The sequence below is a fragment of the Gardnerella sp. DNF01151 genome, assembly GCF_049244235.1.
Lineage (GTDB): Bacteria > Actinomycetota > Actinomycetes > Actinomycetales > Bifidobacteriaceae > Bifidobacterium > Bifidobacterium swidsinskii.
This window is the reverse complement of sequence record NZ_CP058389.1, coordinates 690,280-707,853: the sequence shown is the minus strand read 5'-3', so window position 1 is coordinate 707,853 and position 17,574 is coordinate 690,280. Positions and strand designations below refer to the sequence as shown.

General features: G+C 38.8%; 11 protein-coding genes. 6 read left to right on the top strand and 5 right to left on the bottom strand.

Annotation, left to right across the window (positions count from 1 at the left end; all coding sequences use genetic code 11):
- The first annotated feature begins 120 nt into the window (after positions 1-120).
- The 3 genes from HXT37_RS03050 to HXT37_RS03040 all read left to right on the top strand — a co-directional run bounded on the left by HXT37_RS03050 (position 121) and on the right by HXT37_RS03040 (position 5,016).
- Positions 121-1,554, top strand: a complete 1,434-nt coding sequence (locus HXT37_RS03050) for an LCP family protein (protein WP_041160486.1) — start codon at positions 121-123, stop codon at positions 1,552-1,554.
- Between the two features lie 104 nt (positions 1,555-1,658).
- A complete protein-coding gene (locus HXT37_RS03045; protein WP_421779738.1) occupies positions 1,659-2,957 on the top strand; it encodes an LCP family protein in 1,299 nt (432 codons plus the stop codon).
- Positions 2,958-3,192: 235 nt separating this feature from the next.
- A complete protein-coding gene (locus tag HXT37_RS03040; RefSeq protein ID WP_174182742.1) occupies positions 3,193-5,016 on the top strand; it encodes an FtsK/SpoIIIE domain-containing protein in 1,824 nt (607 codons plus the stop codon).
- A gap of 6 nt (positions 5,017-5,022) precedes the next feature.
- Here HXT37_RS03040 and HXT37_RS03035 read toward each other — a convergent pair whose 3' ends face one another.
- The 4 genes from HXT37_RS03035 to hflX form a co-directional block, all read right to left on the bottom strand.
- Positions 5,023-5,295: a WhiB family transcriptional regulator gene (locus HXT37_RS03035; protein WP_004110789.1), complete on the bottom strand. Its 273-nt coding sequence runs from the start codon at positions 5,293-5,295 to the stop codon at positions 5,023-5,025.
- A gap of 185 nt (positions 5,296-5,480) precedes the next feature.
- On the bottom strand, positions 5,481-6,965 hold the full coding sequence (locus HXT37_RS03030; protein ID WP_004110792.1) for a sensor histidine kinase: 1,485 nt from the start codon (positions 6,963-6,965) through the stop codon (positions 5,481-5,483).
- Between the two features lie 125 nt (positions 6,966-7,090).
- On the bottom strand, positions 7,091-8,053 hold the full coding sequence (locus HXT37_RS03025; RefSeq protein WP_004107125.1) for an L-lactate dehydrogenase: 963 nt from the start codon (positions 8,051-8,053) through the stop codon (positions 7,091-7,093).
- A 143-nt stretch (positions 8,054-8,196) separates the two neighbouring features.
- Positions 8,197-9,651, bottom strand: a complete 1,455-nt coding sequence (hflX, locus tag HXT37_RS03020) for a GTPase HflX (protein WP_119522939.1) — start codon at positions 9,649-9,651, stop codon at positions 8,197-8,199.
- A 264-nt stretch (positions 9,652-9,915) separates the two neighbouring features.
- Here hflX and HXT37_RS03015 point away from each other — a divergent pair, with 264 nt between their 5' ends.
- Both HXT37_RS03015 and hrpA read left to right on the top strand, forming a co-directional pair.
- Positions 9,916-10,614 carry a class I SAM-dependent methyltransferase gene (locus HXT37_RS03015; protein WP_116994811.1) on the top strand — a complete coding sequence of 233 codons (699 nt, stop codon included), beginning with the start codon at positions 9,916-9,918 and terminating at the stop codon, positions 10,612-10,614.
- 62 nt (positions 10,615-10,676) lie between these two features.
- Positions 10,677-14,762: an ATP-dependent RNA helicase HrpA gene (hrpA, locus tag HXT37_RS03010; RefSeq protein ID WP_421779736.1), complete on the top strand. Its 4,086-nt coding sequence runs from the start codon at positions 10,677-10,679 to the stop codon at positions 14,760-14,762.
- 154 nt (positions 14,763-14,916) lie between these two features.
- Here the strand turns inward: hrpA and HXT37_RS03005 are convergent, their stop codons facing one another.
- On the bottom strand, positions 14,917-16,359 hold the full coding sequence (locus HXT37_RS03005; RefSeq protein WP_041160485.1) for an MFS transporter: 1,443 nt from the start codon (positions 16,357-16,359) through the stop codon (positions 14,917-14,919).
- A gap of 254 nt (positions 16,360-16,613) precedes the next feature.
- On the opposite strand from HXT37_RS03005, the gene HXT37_RS03000 reads away from it, so the two are divergent.
- Positions 16,614-17,540 carry a hypothetical protein gene (locus HXT37_RS03000; RefSeq protein ID WP_012914035.1) on the top strand — a complete coding sequence of 309 codons (927 nt, stop codon included), beginning with the start codon at positions 16,614-16,616 and terminating at the stop codon, positions 17,538-17,540.
- The last annotated feature ends 34 nt before the right edge of the window (positions 17,541-17,574 follow it).

The following is a 17,574-nucleotide window of genomic DNA, read 5'->3' as shown; positions in this document are numbered from 1 at the left end:
CACTGCCGCATGCTATAATTACACGCTATATGTGTCCATTGAATATTGATTTATTTGATGACAAAAGAAATGATATTGCCACAACCTAAAAGGTTACTCATTATTGAGAAAGAAGGTACGATGACAACTTCACGGTATCCTGAAGGCATGCGGTACCAACCAGGCGAAGATTGGAACTCAACTCCTCATCATAGTCTTGGTTATAGAATGATTAACCGCACACGCAAGATACTGTGCATGTTTGTTATTTCAGTACTTACATTCTTTTCAACAATCATAGCTGCAGTGTGGTTAGATTTTTCTTCTGCTGTAAGTAACAGAGTCATAAACGTTATATCTAAAGATCCAGAAGCTAATCAAACACTTGATATTAACGCAGGCAAACCAGTAACTTTTCTTGTTTTAGGTCAAGATTCTCGAGATGGGAATAATCAGAGCTTTACACATGACGGCGAAACTGGTGATCATCAGTCAGATACTACTATGGTAGTTCAAATTAGCGCAGATAGATCATACATGAATATCGTTTCTATTCCACGAGATTCTATGGTAAACGCACCAGCATGCGACACTACAAAAGGACATATTCCTGCAAGAAAACATGTGATGTTTAATTCAATTTTCGCCTTAGGATATGCGCAAGGTGGAGATTTAGCTTCAGCAGCATCATGCTCGTTAAAAGCTGTTAATTCACTTACCGGTTTAAATATTCATCATTTTATAGTCGCTGATTTCAGTGGATTAAGCAATATGATTGATGCAGTTGGTGGAGTATCTGTGTGCATCCCAACAGCAACTCGCGATGCCTATACGGGCGTGAATTTCAAACAAGGAATGCAGCATCTTAATGGTCGACTTGCTACTCAATACGCTAGAATGCGCCACGATACAGCAAGCGATGGCTCTGACATAATGCGAACAACAAGACAGCAATACTTGATTAAACAGCTTTTACATCAAGCACTATCTAAAAACTTATTTACTCAGACAAGTGAGCTTTACCAGCTTGCAAAAGCATCGTTGGGAGCATTGAATATAAGTGAAGGCTTGGCCAATCCTACCACTTTGGTCGGTTTGGCATTAAGCATGCGTAAATTAGATTCTTCACATATTTATGCTCGTACTACTCCTGTTATTCCAGATCCTTATGATCCAAATCGTGTTGTGTGGTCTGATGAAGCAAACAATATTTGGGATTTGATGCGTGAAAATAAACCGCTATCGCTAAATCATAAAACTAACGGCACTAACAAAAAGAATGCCAATAATTCGTCTAAGAATACGAATAATCAAGACAATGAAGATACGGATGACGATAACAATATAAACGAAAACGACAAGCTTAATAAAACTACAGATCCAAAGAAGATGGGACGTGTTGATCCAAAAACAGGATTAATAAAAAATTCTCAAGGACAACTTATTGATCCAAATACTGGAGGAATTGTAAATCCTGAAAATGGAACTATTCACAATCCACAAACAGGACAATACGTTGGCTTTGCAGACAAGTATGCAAACAATGTACTTTGCGCTGTGCCTAGAAAAAAATAAACACTTAAGCAAGATGTAATCTATGAATATATAATGTACGAACATAAAATTTATATATTATGTATTCATAGTCGTTGAAGATACATGCTTATTTTGGAGGATGAATGAATTCGAGATTGTATGAGGACCCTTCTGAAGATAATATAAACCCACCTATCTTCACTCCTTCTCATAATAACGATTCATCTAACTCAAACGTGCCTCCTAGTTTCACTCCAAAACGCGTAAAAAGAGGCAAAATAGAGTCTAATGCGCTTCCATCACAAGCGCCGTCTTTTGCGCCTACAACTCAAAGAACAAGAATCTTAAAAAGTCCAGAACAATGTTCTTCTAGACCTGTTTCTTACACATCGCAATTGCAACCAAGACCAGCACCGCGCACAAGTTCTATTTCACAAATGCGTATTCCAACAACTATAAATAAAGCAGTTGGAAGTACAGCAAAAATACTACCGCACAAACCGCACAGAATTTTACATGCATTTATTGCATTTTTTGTTGTTCTGGCAATAGGTGTAACTGGTTTTGGGGTATATTCATGGAACTGGGTTGACTCAAGAATTAACCGCACTACTTGGCTTACTAGTACTCCTAGCACTCAAGGCAAAGCATGGCTTATTCTTGGTTCTGATCAACGAGAAGGCGAAGAAGCTAAAGAGATAACAGGATTTAGAACAGATACTATTCTTGTATTGACAAAGCCGAGCAATGGTCACAGCTCTCTAATTTCTATTCCTCGAGATTCTCTTGTTTCTTTAAATGGCGAACAAGTAAAAATTAATAGCGTTGCGCAAGCAGCTGGAAATAAAGCATTAACAGCAGCAATAGAAAAAATTACAGGTCATCGCATTGACCATGTTGCAGAAATACGTTTTGGCGGTCTTACTAATGTTGTTAACGCTATAGATGGCATTGATTTATGCTACAACCGTACAGTAAGTGATAAGTTTAGCGGGTTAAATTGGACTTCTGGATGCCATCACGTTGATGGGAATACAGCGTTGGCATTTTCGCGAATGCGATACGCAGATCCAGAATCTGATTTTGGACGAGCTGCACGTCAACGAATGGTTATTGCAGCTATTATGAAAAAAGCATTAGATCACAATACCTTATTGAATTTTGGAAAAGTAAAAAAACTTGCTGAAACGGGACTTGCTTCAGTTATTTTTGACGAGAAAACCAATCCAGAAACATTATGGGAAATGGCTCAAGCATTCAAAGAAGCAACTGGACCGTCAGGCATATCCGGAACAATATATTGGACGAATCCTGATTATCAAGTTCCAGGAGTTGGTTCATCCGTGCTTCTCGATGATGCTAAAAACTTAGATTTATTCAACCAACTTGCATCAGGAACTCATAAACCTGGATCAGTTGGAACTCTTGCAGAGCAACAATAATTTCGAAGTATTGTTGTGTAAACAACACTTCAATTAGATACCACAACTTAGAAAGCACTAAACTCGTATCTTTTAACCACAATCTTGCATAAGTATTGCACAAAAATCAAAAATATTGTCTCATACATTTATGAGTAACAAATCTAATACAGGAATGTCTACAACTAAAGTACTTATGCATGTACAGATGACAGCGAGTATAGTTCCCATATTCGCTCACGTAGCATTGGCTATAATGGCATTGATGCAAGATAATTGGATGATGCTAACCATGATTATTCCAAGCATTATGATGTACATAGCAAGTCTTATTCCACAAATTTTTCAATACATATCTGAGAAAAATTCTGTTCAAAATGTTCAACAAAATCAGCAAATTCAATTATTAAACACTACGCAATCGTCAAATAACGTAACTTATAATCAACAAACTGTAGAAAGTTTGCCAGATACTATTACACCAGTAAGTTTAGAAACATTACTTATGAGAAGAAATGCAATTTCTAATACGCAACATCACTGGAAAGAAGTATTGCAAACATGGCTAAAAAATGCAGGAACATACGACATAAAAAACAAATCCAATAGTATGAAGGAAAATCTAAATACAAATATTTATAACTACTTGCCTAATTCAAAAACTAAACACCTTATAACTCCACTTGGAATAAGTAATAATGGCTACTGCTATTTAGATTTAATTAACAATGGGCCACATGCTTTAGTTGCTGGAACAACTGGTTCTGGTAAATCAGTACTTCTTACGACTTGGTGTTTAGCTTTGGCTTTTCAATACGGTCCGCAGCAGCTACGGTTTGTTTTTATGGATTTTAAAGGAGGAGCAACTTTTGACATACTATCTAAACTCCCACATGCTATGGGAAATGTGGGAGATTTAAATCTTAAACACGCAATACGCGCTCTAAAAGGTCTCGAACTAGAACTAAATAGACGAGAAAGACTAGTAGCTCATCATGGATGTAATAATATTGCACAAGTAACCCCAGCTGAACCTTCATTGCTTATTGTTATTGACGAATTTCATGCTCTAAAAGATCAACTTCCCGACTACATGCCTCGTCTTATACGAATTGCATCAGTAGGCAGATCTTTGGGAATGCATATTATTGCTGGAACTCAAAATCCACTCGCACAAGTAAGCGCAGATATGAAAGCTAATATTTCTATTAATATTTGCTTGAGAGTTAGAGACGGAATGCAATCGCAAGAATTATTAGGAACAGCGCATGCAGCTAGAATAAGCCCAAATACGCCAGGAGCCGCATATTACAATATTGGAGAAGGAGTAGAAGCTTTGCGATGTGCTCAAAGCAGCAATCCCGCACATTTAGTACGAGCAATACAGTTAGCTGGTAGATTCTGCCATCATGATCATTCTCCAGAATTATTTAGCAAACCATTGCCGTCGATTCTTTCAGCAAAACAACTTGCAGAGTATTCAAATAATTACAAATACAAAAATTCGGAGCAAAAAATATCTCAAAGTTTACGTACTCAAGAATTTTATACGAAGCATATTATTATTGGGTTACAAGACGATACCATACACTTATATCCTGCTCTATTACCAATTCACCTTGGGAATATAGCTGTTATTGGTAGTAGGAAACAAGGCAAAACAACAATATTAAAAATAATCTCTAAAACTTTAAACCTGCCAATATATTCAGGAAAATCACTATATGAACAAAACATTAATAACATTTACAACGAAAATACGCCAATCATTATTGACGATGCAGATGAATTGCTTGATCCGCTAAATACGAGACAAACTGCTATTGCTTTTCAAAAAAGATTAAATAGTAAACAATGCCCAGTTATTATGAGCACTAGCACTTCTCGCTACTTACGTTTACCTGAGCAAGCACCAGTGAGGATAATATTTCCAACAGGAGATGTGGGCACAGATACAATGCTTGGAATACCTTCTGCTTTATCTAAAAGTTTTGATATTGAAGACTATCAACTTCCAGGACGATGTGTTTTAATCACTCCAGGATCAGCAAGTTTAACTCAAATAGTGCACCTAGAATAAAATTATCTATAGTGACGCATCTTGATTTTTACGTGCGCGCATTGCTCGACGCTTTAGAGTTCTACGCTCATCCTCGCTTAATCCTCCCCACACACCGTAATCTTGGTTAGTTTCTAATGCGCATTTTAAACACTCTGTTGCAACATCACATGAGCGACATACTGCTTTTGCCTCTTCAAGCTGTTGAACTGCTGTACCAGCACTTCCAAGAGGAAAGAACAGTTCAGGATCTTTGTCACTACATGCTGCTGTTGTGCGCCAATCAAACGAGTTGCTCATGAATTATTATCCTCATTTCTTACCTACAACGGTGAGCTTTAGAAGTTCCCTGAATGTAAGGAAATCATGAAAAGAAAGTTTTTTCAAGGTATTTTGCATCTTTATTAGCAATTTTAATTGTTCCTGTACTTTTTACACTAAAAGTATAACATTTAATGCACGTTGGAAAACAATTTTTACTAAAGCTACTCAATACCAGATACGCGCAATTTAATGTCTAACACTACCCTAGTTCCGCCCTCTCTTCGAGGAGACCAACGAACTGTACCACCAAAATCGTTAGTGACAAATGTGTTTATAATCTGCGTTCCAAGGCCAGAGCCAGATGGTTTAGCCATTCCATGAGAAGACTCGCTATCTATACCATCTCCATCATCTTCAACGACAATATTAAGATTGTCTCCGCCCCTACCAACTGCAATACGAATATGACCTTTTTCACGACCTTCAAAACCATGTTCAACTGCATTCGTCACTAGCTCAGTTAAAACAAGAGATAATGGTGTAGCATCCTGAGCTGCTAATCTGCCAAATTTTCCAACAAAATCAATATCAATATTTTGATTCTGAGACGCCAACTCAATTGACATCTTCAACAAACTCGAAATAACTTTGTCAAAATCAACAATTTCGTCAGCAGTTTGGCTCAAGCCTTCATGAACTAGTGCTATAGTTTGCACACGACGTTGAGCTTCCTCAAGTTCTTTTCTAACTTCAATAGATTTTGTCTTACGAGCTTGCAAACGCAAAAGAGCAGAAACAGCCTGTAAATTGTTTTTTACGCGATGATGTATTTCAGAAATAGTGGCATTTTTAGTACGCAATTCTTGTTCGCGCCGCAAAACTTCAGTAACATCACGGCATAACACTACAGCTCCAACACGATTATTTGGACCCCACAGAGGCAAGGAGCGCATGGAAACTATAGAATGGTTCGCTTCAAGTTCACAATCTACATCAGCTTTTCCAGTTAATACAAGAGGTAAACTTTCGGGAACATTATCGTTCGTATGCAACAACCTAGTGCCAAATTCGCTTAAATATTCACCTTGCATAGTGTTTAATCCGCCAAGTCTGCGGAAACAACTAATGGCATTAGGGGAAGCATAACGAACTATTCCATCGTCTTCTAGCACAATAAAACCATCGGATACTCGAGCATTATGTCGTTGATTTAATACAGATTCACGATATGGGAATTGTTCACGAGGAATCATGTCAAATAAAGTCTTACCAGCATTAATACTTTCAGTTTCATAACGACCATTAGATTCACGCGTTGCCAAATTAGTTTCGCGCATAACCAATCCGAGAGTTTTACCCCTATGACGAACTGGAGCATAAACGTAGCATACAGTAGCTCTACCAATAGAACGTAAGGTCGAAGAGTGGAAACTTGTCTCAGATTTCATCGCCTCATTAAGCTCAGGTACTAAAGAATCATCTAATTTTTTACCTAACAAATCATCAGTACGCAAAGTAATAGCTGTTGAAGGACGACATTGTTCAGCAACAACATAATCACCGTCACCATTTTGAATAATCAGCAGCAAATCTGCGAAACTCAAATCTGCAATAACCTGCCAATCGACCACCAAATGGTGAAGCCACTCACGATCACTGTCATTAAAATCAGGACGAGTAGCAAGAATGTTAGAAAAATCAGCCATAATGTAATAATATATCGAACTCACAGAAAATTCTGTGAGGTATGTTGTTGTTTTAAATAAGAAAAGCCGCTCCTCCTCAATTAAAAGAAGAAGCGGTTTAATAATTTATAAATTACTCTTTAAAACTAGAAACCAAACTTAGCAGCAGTTTCGCGCAAAGTTTCAGCAGAACGCTTCAAAGCAGCCAACTCACGATCAGAAACTGGAGTGTTTAGACGAGAGTTTACACCATTGCGATTAAGCAATGTTGGCACAGACATGCACACATCAGAAATGCCGTGGAAGTCATCGAGCAAAGAAGACACTGGAAGAATGCGGTTAGTATCGCGAAGAACAGCCTCAACAATATCTACACCAGACATAGCAATAGCATAGTTTGTTGCACCCTTACCGTTGATAATCTTGTAAGCAGCGTTAACAACTTCCTGATGGATTTCTTCGCGCTTAGCAGCATCAAGTGGCTCATGACCTGGAAGAGCGTTCCAATCGCACATTGGAACACCACCAATGGTTGCAGAAGCCCACAGTGGAACTTCAGAGTCACCGTGTTCGCCAGCAATGTATGCGTGAACGTTCTTAACATTAACGCCAGTGTGCTGAGCAATCAAGAAACGAAGACGAGCGGAATCAAGGTTGGTACCAGAACCAAACATTTGGTTTGCTGGAAGACCAGAAAGCTTCATAGAAACGTGCGTAACAACATCAACAGGATTAGTAATCAACATGTAAATTGCGTTAGGAGCAACCTTCACAACGTTCGGAATGATTGACTTCATGATGTTGATAGTGGCACCTGCAAGCTCCAAACGAGTCTGACCTGGCTTCTGGCGAGCGCCAGCAGTAATCACAACCATGTCAGCATCACGGCAAATTTCCACATCGTCAGAACCGGCAATAGAAACTGCAGGATAGAAGCTAGAACCATGCTGCATATCCAAAACTTCAGCTTCAACACGTTCCTTAGCAATATCTTCAAGCACAATCTCACGCGCAACACCACGCTGAGCAGCAGCGAAAGCGAGAGTAGATCCGACCGCGCCGGCACCAATAATTGCAAGCTTAGTTGGCTTAACCTGCGAACTCACCATGAGCAAAAACCTCTTTTCAACAACCTATCACACCCTTATAAGCACACAAAATACCACGATTTATGCATTACTAAGGGCTGCTCTCACATTAAGAGCTTTTGGTATGAACACCTTTACTCTAATCGCACCACCGGAATTTATTATTACAACGCTACTTTCATAAGTTTTGCAGCTAACGATGGTCCAACCCAAGCAATAAGTTCAACCCCCGAATCTACATATTCTGCTTTTTCAACTACACCATTTTCACGAACTTTTGATAATAATCCACCAAACTCGTACGGCAAAGTTACATCTACACGAACACGAGGAGACGGTAACAATTCTTCTAAACGATTGCGCAATATTTGCAAATTTTCGCCACTAAATGCAGAAACAATAACGGCATCAGGATAAAGAGAAGAAAAACGTTCTCGCGCAGCATCACTCATCATGTCTGATTTATTTAATGCCATAATTTGAGGTATATCTCCTACACCAGAAATATTGGCGAGAACTTCGTTTACTGCATTAATTTGCGAAATAGGATCTGGATGCGAACCGTCAACTACATGCAAAATAACATCTGCTTGTCCAACTTCTTCCAAAGTGGATTTAAATGCTTCAACTAGTTGAGTTGGAAGTCTGCGAACAAAACCAACAGTATCTACCAAAGTATAGCTTCTACCATCTTGAGTTTGAGAACGACGTACTGCAGTATCAAGAGTTGCAAACAGTGCATTTTCTACTAATTCTTGTGAACCAGTAAGGCGATTTATAATAGACGACTTGCCAGCATTCGTATATCCAACAACAGCTACAGTTGGAATATCTTGTCGTCTACGAGAACCACGTTTTACATCGCGCGCAGGTGCCATATTCGCAATATCGTGACGAAGTTTAGAAATACGATTGCGAATAGCTCGACGATCCATTTCGATTTTAGTTTCGCCAGGACCTCTAGAACCAATACCAGCATCTCCTGCAGCTCTACCACCAGCCTGCCTAGAAAGAGCAGCACCCCAGCCTCTTAACCTAGGTAGCATATATTGCAATTGAGCAAGCTCAACTTGAGCTTTACCTTCACGGCTTGTAGCGTGCTGAGCAAAAATATCCAAAATAACAGCAGTGCGATCGACAACCTTAACTTTGGTTGCATCTTCTAAAGCTCTACGCTGGCTAGGAGGTAAATCATCATCAACAATAATCGTATCCGCATCATGCTGAGCAACTACTGCTGCAAGCTCACGCGCTTTACCTGAACCAACATAAGTTGCAGCATCCGGCCTATATCTTTGTTGCAACATGCCATCGCAAACAACAGCACCAGCAGTCTGTGCCAACGCTGCAAGCTCACGCAACGATTCTTCAGCTTGAGCAAGAGTTCCTTTTGCGCTAGACCACACTCCTACCAGCACAACGCGCTCAAGACGAAGCTTTCTATACTCAACTTCGGTAACATCTTGTAATTCGCCAAGACCAGCTACTCGCTTTAAAGCATTACGAGATTCACGCTCCTGCCAAACTTCATCATGCTTTTCACTGTCAGAAGTAGTGTCTAGAAGCACATCCGAATGAGCATAAAGCACTGCATTATTGGTGAGATTATGCTCATTCATATTATTAGAATCATTTTCGAGGGAGGAAAAATCGTTTGAATTAAGCACATCATCTCGCCCGGATGCCACATTACTATCCGCCAACTGTCCCTCCTCTATTTCATTGTAAATAGCGTTTTACAACGTTTGTCTTATTATGGTAACTTGAGACGACAATATATGAACACAACATATATGTATGATATGTAAATAAAGATACAATAGAAAAAAGTATATTAATAAATCTAAATTTATAGGCGAAATACGGTATTTTTGAGCGAAATCATGGACAGTCATCAACAATTTAAACAATACGATAAAACCAAATCACCAAAATCAGAAAAAACGCAAAAAATCAGTGGCGAACAATACTTTTCTGCAACACCATCATCTTGCGATGAGCGAAGAACGTTACATGTAACTTTGAGAAATCATGAAACTGTTGTACAAGTTTCAAACGGAGTATTTAGTGCTTCTAAGCTTGATCTAGGCACGTCTGTGCTACTAAAACATGCTCCAAAACCACCGGAAAATGGCAAATTCCTTGATATTGGATGCGGATGGGGGCCTATCAGCATTGCAATGGGCTTAGAATCTCCAGAAGCTGAGATTGTAGCTGTAGATGTAAATGAGCGCGCGCTAGAGCTTACTGAGCTAAACGCAAAAAACGCTGGCTTAAAGCATATTCGCACTTCTTTAGTAGATGACGCTTTAAAAGAAAATAATACTTTGGAATTTAATAATTTTGATCTCATATGGTCCAATCCCCCAATTCGCGTTGGAAAAGAAATGTTGCACGACATTTTGATGACTTGGATTCCGCGTTTAAAAGTAGGAGGAGCAGCTTACTTAGTTGTGCAAAAAAATCTTGGCTCAGACTCACTTATTCCTTGGCTTGCTGCAAATCTTGGCGAAAACTACAACGTTGAAAAATATGCAAGTTCTAAAGGATACCGAATTATAGAAGTAATAAAAACGAAATAATAAAACGTACTAATACTAAAGAAGTACTAAAAAGCAAAAATCTACGAAAAGAAATATACACTATGAAATTCGACTACCCTGCTGAGCTTCCTATTTGCGCAGCACACGACGAAATAATAGAAGCAATTAAGTCTTCACAAGTCGTGATTGTTTCCGGACAGACTGGCTCCGGTAAAACTACGCAAATCCCAAAAATGGTGCTTGAGCTTGGAAGAGGCGGAAGAGGTAAGCAAATCGTGCACACTCAGCCTCGCCGTTTAGCTGCACGCACTGTTGCTGAGCGAATCGCAAACGAAATGGAAGTAAAACTAGGCGAAGAAATCGGCTATCAAGTGCGATTTACCGACGAAAGTTCACCTAAAACAAAGCTTCGAATTGTTACTGACGGTATTTTACTTGCGCAAATTCAGCGAGATCCTCTTCTTACTAAATACGACACGATTATTATTGACGAAGCTCACGAACGCAGTCTTAACATTGACTTTTTGCTAGGATATTTAACGACTTTACTTCCGCAAAGACGCGATTTGAAGCTGATTATTACTTCAGCAACAATAGATTCTGCAAAATTCCGTGAACATTTTGAGCAAGCTTTACACATAAAAGTTCCTGTTATTGAAGTTTCTGGACGCACTTACCCTGTGCGAGTTCTTTATGAGCCGCTTGGATCCGCGCCTTCACTTATGCAACACGTCCCCGGCTTTGCAGACATAACAATGGATGAGGAAACTGTTGCAGAAAGCCAATCTAACGAAAATAATCGAGACGATATTACAGATGAAGATATGACATCTGCAGTAGCTCGCGCATGTGCTCAATTAGTGATTCATTCAAACCACGAGCAAGGCGCGCGCGACATTATGGTTTTCGCTTCTGGCGAGCGCGATATTCGAGAGTTTGAAGCAGGATTACGCTCATATTTTGGCACTCGAGCAAGTGATATGAAGCGAGCTGATGCTATTGAAATAGTGCCGCTTTTTGCGCGTCTTTCTGCAAAAGATCAGCATCGAGTATTTGAACATCACTCTCATCAACGCATTGTTATTGCTACGAACGTTGCTGAAACTTCGCTTACTGTTCCTGGGATTCGATACGTTGTCGATCCTGGTTTTGCGAGAATTAGCAGATATTCTAAGTCTGCAAAAGTGCAAAGACTTCCTATAGAGCCAATTTCTCAAGCGAGCGCAGATCAGCGTTCTGGGCGATGCGGACGAATCGCGGACGGAATTGCTATTAGACTTTACTCGCGCGAAGATTACGAAACTCGCCCTCGTTTTACCGATCCTGAGATTCTTCGCACTTCGCTTGGAGCAGTAGTATTGCACATGCTTTCAGTAGGCGTTGCTAAAACTGGCGAAGATATTACAAATTTCGGTTTTATTGACCCTCCTGATATGAAAGCAGTAAGCGACGGCTTTAATGAGCTTAACGAGCTTGGCGCAATAAGTAGAAAATCAGGTTTCATCACTTTAACTCATATTGGCCGCGAGCTCTCTAAATTGCCGATTGACATTCGTTTAGGACGCATGATTATTGAAGCGGCGCATAAAACAACTCCGAATACTCTTGCAGCTGTGCTGGTAATTGTTGCGTTTTTGAGTTTGCAAGATCCTCGCGAGCGCCCCGAAGAACAGCGTGAAGAAGCGGATAGACTTCATAATCGTTATGCGGATGAAACAAGCGATTTCTTAACTGCTTTAAATATTTGGGATTATATTTTCCAAGCAGACGGAAATATGAGCAATAATGCTCTTCGCAAACTTTGTAAAGCGGAATTCTTCCACTTTTTGCGTTTAAAACAGTGGAAAGATTTAGTTAATCAACTTCAAGACTTGTGTAAAGAGTTGCATTATAAAGTTGGCGAGCCTATTCCATCTAAAAGAGTATCTTTGGAAATTCGTCAGCTTCCTAATAATCAACAGGCTGCTCACAGCTTGTGCTGCTCTTGGGATTCGCAAGGAATACACTCGTCGATGCTTGCAGGATTGCTTTCTATGTTGGGAATGCAAGTAGTGCGTGAACCAAAAGCTTCAGATTTTGCTAATTTGCATGGATCAGCAAAAATTCGAGCTATGAAACGCGCTCAAAAAATGGCTAAAAACGACTATCAAGGCGCACGCGGAGGAAGATTCGCAATATTCCCAGCTTCATCTGTTTCGAAAACAACTCCTTCATGGGTTATGTGTACGCAATTAGTTGAAACATCTAGACTTTGGGCAAGATATTGCGCACAAGTCGATCCTGCTTGGGCCGAGCCTCTTGCTAAAAATCTTACTAGAATCACGTATTCTGACGCTCATTGGAGTGCTTCTAAAGGTGCTGCTGTAGCAAAATCTAAAGTATTACTATACGGATTGCCTATTGTTCAAGATCGCACAGTTCAATGGACTAGAATTAATCCTTACGAAGCTCGAACGATTATGATTCGTCAAGGCTTAGTTGAAGCAGATGTGCAACAGCGTTTTGCACACGATGAGTTTATTGTAAATAATCACAATGTGCTTGAAGATGCAGATAATCAAGCAAATCGCACTCGTCAAATAAGCGAAACTGTAAACGACGAAGATTTATTTACTTTTTACGACACTCGCATTCCTCAAGAAGCAACTACTATTGCAGCTCTTGCAAAATGGTGGAAAGATAACCGCGAAGAAAATCCACACAAGTTAGACTTTAATCCCGATGAAGTTGAACGTTTACAAACTACGCAAAGTACTGATTTAGCTGACTATCCTGACCATTGGGATACAGTTGGTACAGATGGTCAGATTATAAGGTTGCGTTTAAGTTATGTGTATGATCCGGCTAATCCTTTGGACGGCGTAACTGTGCATGTGCCGCTTTACGTACTTTCGCGCTTAACTCCTGAAGAATTTACTTGGAATGTTCCAGGTTTATTAGATGAGCTTATTATTGGCATGATTAAATCTTTGCCTAAAGCTCTACGAGTACAGTTTGTTCCAGCTCCTGATACTGCTCAAAAAATTCGCTCTTGGATTGACGAACATTACGACGAGCTTCCTGGGACTGGAGAAACAGAAAGCAATATAAAAAGCGAATGGCAAGATTTTAGAGAAGTTTTCACTAAAGCTGCAATTTGTGTAGTTGGAGCGCAAATACATCCTGAAGTTTTCGACGACGAGCAAATAAGCAAACTCTCACCATACTTGCGCATGACGTTTAGTGTTGAAGAGAGAAAAGCTAACGAAAATCGCAATAAACCTGCAGGTCGTAACAAGTACTCTAATCGCGTAAAACCTACTATTCTTGGAACCGACAAATCATTAATTGCATTGCAACAGCGTTTTGCAAAAGAAGCACAAGAATCTGCACGAGAAGTTGTAAATTTCAAAGCAAATAAAGCTGCACAAGCCGGAAATGTAATTGAACGAGCAGATTTATTACACAAATCTGGTGCTACAAATCTTTCGCGCGCACAAATGGTTTGGCAAAGTGCATTGAATATGCTGCATTTAGACAATAAGCGTATTACTTCTCGCTGGCTTGGCGCTGAATCTTTAATGCTCGCAGCTGCACCTTATTCAACTTCTAACGCTTTAGCAGAAGACTTGCAAATGGCTGCAGTAAAACGACTAATTGCGGACACAGATAATATTACTGACGACAATTTATTACGCGAAACTGTTGCAAACGTATCTGAAATATACGAGGACACAGTATACGATATAGCGCACGATGTAATCGCAATATTGAAGCGTCAAGCAGAATCAAGTAAAGCTGTTTCTGGCAAGGCTGATTTGCCGTTGCTTTCAGTGTTGCAATCAATCCGCGAACACACTGCAAGTCTTGTATACGGAGGGTTTATTGCCAAAACTCCATCTGATTCTCTGCCTCGTATTGAACGCTACTTGCATGCAGACGTGATTCGTCTTACTAAAGCTAAGGCAGACAAAAACCGTGACGTACGTTGGGCTTGGCAGGCAGATGAAGCACATAAGCTTGTAGTAAAAGCTCAAGAAGACGCTCAGAAAATCCCATCAGGACCAGCACATGACGAGTCACAAATAATCGCTGAGAAATTACGTTGGATGTGCGAAGAATTCTATGTATCTCTTTGGGCGCAAGAATTGGGAACTGCATATCCGATTAGCATACAACGCATGCGAAAGATGATTGGCGGAAGGTGAAAGCTGTTTCGCATATATGCATATATTTTTTCTTAGCGCTTGCAATGTTGTAAACAATATTGCTCATAACGTTGCAAACAAACTTTATTTGCACAGTTGCTAAGCTATTGCCAATTATAATTCTATTGCTTTTGCTTTTACTATTATTTTGGTCTTATTCTTGATCTTCGTTTACTTCAATTGCATTGCTTTCTTTAGTAATAAAGTTTCTGAATGTAAATACGATAATTCCTAATAATGCAACAGCAGCACACATAAGAGATATGTTTGCAAATCCAGACGAAATACCAGAAGCACCCGTTATAGAATTTCCACTCAGCATGTTTTTATCTAATATTCCGTCAAAAATTACTACACCAACAGACGCAGAAACACTAATAACTAAATCATTCATTCCGCACCCTCTGCCAGATTCTTCAACTGGAAGAGATGAAAGAATTGTTGAGGCCAGTGGAGAATACACCATTCCACAACCTGCATAATAAATGCATGCACACAAAGCTATAGCCAAGAATCCAGAATTTATTAATACTGCAATACCAATCCATCCGCAAAGTATAAACAATATTGCTAATAATAAACCTGTTTTTCTTCCTATACGACTAATTATTAAGCCTGAGCATGAACCGAATATTGCAGCAACAATAAAAGCCCAAACTAAATAAGAAGCTACTTGTGAAGTAGTCATGTTATACAAAGTTTTTCCAACTCTATTGAACAGTGGGCTTATGCAATAATTTGTGAAGTATATTATGCCCATCAAAATTATGCCAGAAAGCCAACGAATATTTTTAAAGAAAGCTGGTGTAACAAACGGCTCTTTAGCTTTACTAATGTAAATACCAAAAATTATAAACAATATAATTGCTGAAATAAGCATCAACAAGTTTCTGTATGAAATGAACAATGTAAGAGATGCAACAGCAAATCCAAAGACTGTAAAACCAACAACATCAATTTTTTTACCATTGCCGTTTTTTGTTGGTAAATAATGCAATAATGCCGGCAATATTAGAATAGTTAATGCTGGAATTAAGAATAAATATTGCCAAGCAATAGAGCTTAACAATCCCGCTGAAAACACTCCAATACATGCAGAAAGCTGGTACGATGCTGTAAATAATCCGAAGAAGATAACTTTCAAATCATTTCGCAAATATTTTGTTGCAATTACTAAGAATGATGAACCTGCTACTTGTTCACCAGTTGTTTGCATAATACGAGCAGCAATAACTGTCCACAAATTTGGCTCAAAACAAGAATTAGCTACAAATCCAAAAACTGAGCCTATAAACAAAGATGTTAATCCAATAGTTACTAGCTTTTTTAATGACACAAAGTCGCCTAAAGAACCGTAAATAAAGCATACAATTCCTAAAATAATGCCAGGTAAACCAGTTATAAGAGGCGCTTGATCAACAGCTTTCACATCTATACCAACTTGTTTATAAACAAGATTGAAACCTTGCAAGCACAAGGTGCTAATAACAAATGTAATAAGCAGTAGTATTAACGCACGAACAGCAACCTTATCGCGCTTTTCTGGGTCATCATAAGGATCCACAGAAGAACAATCAAATCGTTTAGTCCCAATCATCACCGTCTTACTCCCCTACAACAGCCTAATAATTCCAAATATTTATGCAGAAAACTACTGCAAATAAATCAATCTGCTCTAACAATCTAAAGTTAATCGCAACAAATTCTTCGCGCGTAGCTACTCAATCGGATAATTCTACAGTTTGATAGTTACAATCAACAATAAAAGTTAGGAACAATTTTAAAAAATAATCACAATAATAAAATGATTCGCATATCACTTATAATGTAACAAGCTAAGTAGGAGGAAACATGGTGCAGAGAAGAAAGAAACATGATTCTATTCATGTCAACCTAAATAGTGGACATAATAGTGGTGCTCATCACAATAAAAACAACAGTTCATTAAAGCATAAGTTTTACTCCAATAAAATTTTACGAAACATTATTATTGCTGTCATAGGCATTGCTATTATCATTCCTGTTGTTCAGTGGATACGTTGGGAACAGACTGTTTCTAATCTTCGCAACAAACAAGAACAACTTGTGTCACGCTTCGATTTTAATCCAGGCAATATTATTTCTGATTCTCAATTTTTTGACGATAACGCAATGAGTAAAGACGAAGTACGCAATTTTATACGCAAAAAAGGAGCAAAATGCACTGGTAAAAATTGCTTAAAAAATGCGTACTTTAATACTCACACTATTCCTGCCGATTCACTATGCTCAAAGTATCAAAGTGTAAGCAAAGAATCTTCTGCAGACATAATATACAAATCAGCAAAAGCATGTCATATCAGTCAACGAGTATTACTTACCATGCTGCAAAAAGAACAACATCTTGTAACAGACACTGATCCTAGCGATTTCCAATACAAATCAGCTATGGGATTAGATTGTCCAGATGATTCTCATTGCAACCCACGTTTTGCAGGATTCTTTAAACAAGTAATTGGTTCCGCAAGAAGATATAGATATTATCTTCTTCATAACGATCAATATAACTACCACCCTAACACGATTAACACAATTCAATATTCGCCAAATAAATCATGCGGATCTAGCAATGTTTATATCGAAAATAAGGCTACTGCATTACTTTATATCTATACTCCTTATCAGCCAAATATAGAATCGTTAAAAGCTGGATACGGCGAAGGAAATTCGTGCTCAGCATATGGAAATCGCAATTTTTCATTGATTTATTCTGCATGGTTCGGAGATCCTCGCAAATAATATTCGTTAGATCAATATAGGAATACAATCTCGG

Excerpts from the sequence above, each read along its gene's own strand:
- HXT37_RS03050 (WP_041160486.1), top strand. The coding sequence starts at position 121 with ATGACAACTTCACGGTATCCTGAAGGCATGCGGTACCAACCAGGCGAA.
- HXT37_RS03045 (WP_421779738.1), top strand. The coding sequence starts at position 1,659 with ATGAATTCGAGATTGTATGAGGACCCTTCTGAAGATAATATAAACCCA.
- HXT37_RS03040 (WP_174182742.1), top strand. The coding sequence starts at position 3,193 with ATGGCATTGATGCAAGATAATTGGATGATGCTAACCATGATTATTCCA.
- HXT37_RS03035 (WP_004110789.1), bottom strand. The coding sequence starts at position 5,295 with ATGAGCAACTCGTTTGATTGGCGCACAACAGCAGCATGTAGTGACAAA.
- HXT37_RS03030 (WP_004110792.1), bottom strand. The coding sequence starts at position 6,965 with ATGGCTGATTTTTCTAACATTCTTGCTACTCGTCCTGATTTTAATGAC.
- HXT37_RS03025 (WP_004107125.1), bottom strand. The coding sequence starts at position 8,053 with ATGGTGAGTTCGCAGGTTAAGCCAACTAAGCTTGCAATTATTGGTGCC.
- hflX (WP_119522939.1), bottom strand. The coding sequence starts at position 9,651 with ATGAATGAGCATAATCTCACCAATAATGCAGTGCTTTATGCTCATTCG.
- HXT37_RS03015 (WP_116994811.1), top strand. The coding sequence starts at position 9,916 with ATGGACAGTCATCAACAATTTAAACAATACGATAAAACCAAATCACCA.
- hrpA (WP_421779736.1), top strand. The coding sequence starts at position 10,677 with ATGAAATTCGACTACCCTGCTGAGCTTCCTATTTGCGCAGCACACGAC.
- HXT37_RS03005 (WP_041160485.1), bottom strand. The coding sequence starts at position 16,359 with ATGATTGGGACTAAACGATTTGATTGTTCTTCTGTGGATCCTTATGAT.
- HXT37_RS03000 (WP_012914035.1), top strand. The coding sequence starts at position 16,614 with ATGGTGCAGAGAAGAAAGAAACATGATTCTATTCATGTCAACCTAAAT.